The organism is Parabacteroides sp. AF27-14, assembly GCF_003635425.1.
Classification (GTDB): domain Bacteria; phylum Bacteroidota; class Bacteroidia; order Bacteroidales; family Tannerellaceae; genus Parabacteroides; species Parabacteroides distasonis.
The window spans coordinates 1-3,163 of the sequence record NZ_QTLZ01000016.1; the positions used below are offsets into that span (position 1 = coordinate 1).

Consider the following 3,163-nt stretch of genomic DNA (forward strand, 5'->3'; position numbering starts at 1 on the left):
ATGTCTAATATCAAACAAATCAAGCAAGTATCCATCAAGGATAACAAATTGAAAGCGACGATCGAGGTGTACGATGAGCGTACCGCCGACAGCTACCAGACCTCTTACCAGAACGAGTGCCCTATCCATGAGGAATTTACGTTGGCCATGGCGAACCTAAACTTCCACGTGGAGAAGATCTGCGGCACCTGCTTCCCCGGCCTCCGGGCCGAGGGCTTCTACCGCCAGCCGTCCGGCGACTCGGAGTTGCTCACCATCTACGCCGTCAACCGTGCCGACGATAACACCTGCCCCGTCAACCTCGCCGCCCGGCTCCACCTCGGGCGGGACGAGTACGCATGGATAGACCGCCTGCTGGAAGACCTCTCGCTATGCGAGCGTGAGGCACTGCTATACATCACGCAAGGCAAGCGCCTCGGCATGGAGCGTTTCGTCGAGATCGGGAACACGAGTGACGAACCTCTTAACACAGCCGCCTAAGACCATGACACACGCATCCACGCTTATCACGCCGACGGCCAAGGGCTGTCTGCTGGGCGACCAAGCCGCCGCCTGTTTCTTCCACCTCGCCTCGGGCGAGAGCCGCTCACGCAACTACCGCTTCGCACGGGGAAACGAGTACGGGTATTACTACGAGCCACGCATCCGCAAATGGATCACCTTCGACAACCGGATGGGAACCTTCTACGTGGAGATCTGCGACACGGACCGAGAGGCCGAACAACTCCTGACTGATGGGAACGGACTACTCGCCGCTTAGCGAGGCCGTCTTACGCTACACGGGGCTGCGGGTGGAACGGGAGTTCCCCTTCCACCCCACCCGTGAGTGGCGTTTCGACTTCGCCATTCCTCAAGCCCACGTAGCCATAGAGGTGGAGGGCGGCTTATGGAACGGCGGTCGCCACTTCCGCCCCGAGGGCTGGCGGCGTGACATGGAGAAATACAACGAGGCCGCCGCTTGCGGATGGCTCGTGATACGCACCACGCCCGCCGAGCTGCTCAACGTACGCACGCTGCAATGGATCGTGAGGGCGATCAAGACTCGCGATTAACTTTCAATTTTCAATCATCAATTTTCAATTAACCATGGCACGACCTATTAAAAAGGGGCTGGATTATTTCCCGCTCAATACCGATTTCATGAATAATCGCACGATACGCCGCTTGAAGAGGAAAGGCGGCTTCAAGGCAATCGTCCTCTATATGGATTTATTATGCGACATTTACGCCAATAGTTATTTTATAGAAATAACCGACAACTATATATTCGATCTTTCGGATCAACTCGGGCTCGAAGAAAAAGACATCCGGAGCATGATCGGGATAATGATAGAACTCGGATTATTCCACGAGAGATCTTTTGACAAAAGCCATATCCTAACCTCCGAGACCATACAAGAGCAATATGCCTTTTCAAAGAGTAAAAGACCAGATAATAAAGCTGTTATTGAGTTGTATAAGATAGTTAACGATGTAAAAACCGAGGTTTTCGCAGACGAAACCCCGCAAAATGACACGAAAAGTGCATATAGTATAGTAAAGGAAAGGAAAGAAAACATTACTACTACTTCTTCTCCCGCACGCACGTACGCACGGGAAGAGATCCTCCGCTCTTATCGAGACGAACTATCCAACGATGAGGATTGGCGGGCCGCTATCGTCCGTATGAGCGGCAAAGGTCCCGCCGTATTGGACCTGTTACCGGGCGTGATGGAACTTTTCGAGAGTCACATCGTCTCTACCGGCGACATGGGAACGCTCCGCACCAAGAACGATTACGCCCGTCGTTTCACCTCTTGGTGGAGATGCCTCGATTACCAACCCGAGGCAGACATAATCAATCGTCCCGCACCAATCGCCCCGGCCGGAAACAAACGGCCCGCCGCCCCCTCACGCATAGAAGAAGCCATGAAAGCGAGCGAACGAGCGGCACAAATAGCATTGAACATCTTACAAGCCGACGGACATGACAAGTCTAGAGCTTAGGCTACGGGAATCCTTGTCCTCGGAACGGATCGAGGACATATCAATCGAACAACTCACGCAATCCGTCTCCCAGTTGATCGCACAGACGTACATCATGGTCGGCTACCAGACGTACAACGAGCGGGATATCGGGATATTGGCGGCCAAGTTATCGTCCGACCTCCGGGAATCATACGCCTACCTCACCTTCCCCGAGGTATCGCTTTGCTTCGAGCTAGGGGCGAAAGGCACGTTCGGCGACTACACGGGCGTGAACCTCCGCACCTTCTCACGTTGGCTGAAAGCCTACAAGACAAGCGACCTGCGCTATCACGCCGTCGTGGAACGGGAACGGGATCGGCGGCAGAACGCCCTCCCACCCGTCAGCGAGGCTTACAAGGAAGAGCGTGAGCTTGCCTTTCTCCGCAAGGTATTCCAGCAATACAAGGCCGGTTACCCGCTGGAACGCCTTTATCCCGCCCGTGTCTACCAGTCCTTGCAAGAGCGGGGATTGATACACGATACCCCCGAGGAGAAACGCCACGCCATGAGCCTCTTCGCCCATTGGAGACCACCGGGTCACCTGCCCATCAGCGAGGACTATCGGCTGACGATGGTGCGACAGCAAGCCATGGCGTGGTTGCTGCGGAGGTATTTCGATGGGCTGATAGCTAAAGAGAAAGCATAAGAACGAGTAGTATACACTTGCATATCTGTTAATAATTCGCCAATAAAAACATTGATTTACAAAATATATAGTTATATTTGCATCGTCATGTGGCTATAGCGTTAGTTGAAAAGCATGGCGACATATTATGTATTAGAGCATCGAGTGTTATTCTAGGCATTGTCAAACATCCCTAAAAGCAAAGTCAACTAGAATAACAAACTTCATGCTCACGCTGTTGTATTATCTCAAATATACAATAATGGCGTGAGCTGTCGTTTGTTATAGTTGACAAAGGTATGGGGATACCTGACAAGCCTATAACAATATAACGGCAGCTTCACGCTTTTTTTTTGTGTCTGCCCATAAAAACTCTATTTCTCCAATAATTATACATTTGGCCTATAATTAATCGAATTTAACAACATGGCTTTTCAGAGGAAAAGCTTGGTTATTTAGTTAAATAAAGAAAAGAGCTATCTCGTTCGTGAGAATATAGGTAGCTCACTATTGTTTAACCTTTTTAATGCG

The 3,163-nt window shown here is 51.3% G+C and carries 5 protein-coding genes; 4 read left to right on the top strand and 1 reads right to left on the bottom strand.

Annotated features, from left to right (window positions below):
* Both DWY79_RS22605 and DWY79_RS15325 read left to right on the top strand, forming a co-directional pair.
* The coding region (locus DWY79_RS22605; RefSeq protein ID WP_122369636.1) for a hypothetical protein at positions 1–480 on the top strand (480 nt) is incomplete at its 5' end.
* A 4-nt stretch (positions 481–484) separates the two neighbouring features.
* The gene (locus DWY79_RS15325; RefSeq protein ID WP_057327319.1) at positions 485–760 is read left to right on the top strand and encodes a hypothetical protein; all 276 of its coding nucleotides are present in this window, start codon (positions 485–487) and stop codon (positions 758–760) included.
* Between the two features lie 90 nt (positions 761–850).
* Here the strand turns inward: DWY79_RS15325 and DWY79_RS22500 are convergent, their stop codons facing one another.
* Positions 851–1,039 carry a hypothetical protein gene (locus tag DWY79_RS22500; RefSeq protein WP_147431806.1) on the bottom strand — a complete coding sequence of 63 codons (189 nt, stop codon included), beginning with the start codon at positions 1,037–1,039 and terminating at the stop codon, positions 851–853.
* Positions 1,040–1,086: 47 nt separating this feature from the next.
* Between DWY79_RS22500 and DWY79_RS15335 the strand changes: the two genes are divergently transcribed.
* A complete protein-coding gene (locus tag DWY79_RS15335; protein WP_122369640.1) occupies positions 1,087–1,986 on the top strand; it encodes a DUF4373 domain-containing protein in 900 nt (299 codons plus the stop codon).
* Positions 1,967–2,653 (top strand): hypothetical protein, encoded by a 687-nt coding sequence (locus tag DWY79_RS23075; RefSeq protein WP_227154229.1) that lies wholly within the window; start codon positions 1,967–1,969, stop codon positions 2,651–2,653. The genes DWY79_RS15335 and DWY79_RS23075 overlap by 20 nt, the downstream gene beginning before the upstream one ends.
* Positions 2,654–3,163: the final 510 nt, after the last annotated feature.

Coding starts and splice junctions, on each gene's coding strand:
- DWY79_RS23075 (WP_227154229.1), top strand. CDS start 1,967: ATGACAAGTCTAGAGCTTAGGCTACGGGAATCCTTGTCCTCGGAACGG.
- DWY79_RS15325 (WP_057327319.1), top strand. CDS start 485: ATGACACACGCATCCACGCTTATCACGCCGACGGCCAAGGGCTGTCTG.
- DWY79_RS15335 (WP_122369640.1), top strand. CDS start 1,087: ATGGCACGACCTATTAAAAAGGGGCTGGATTATTTCCCGCTCAATACC.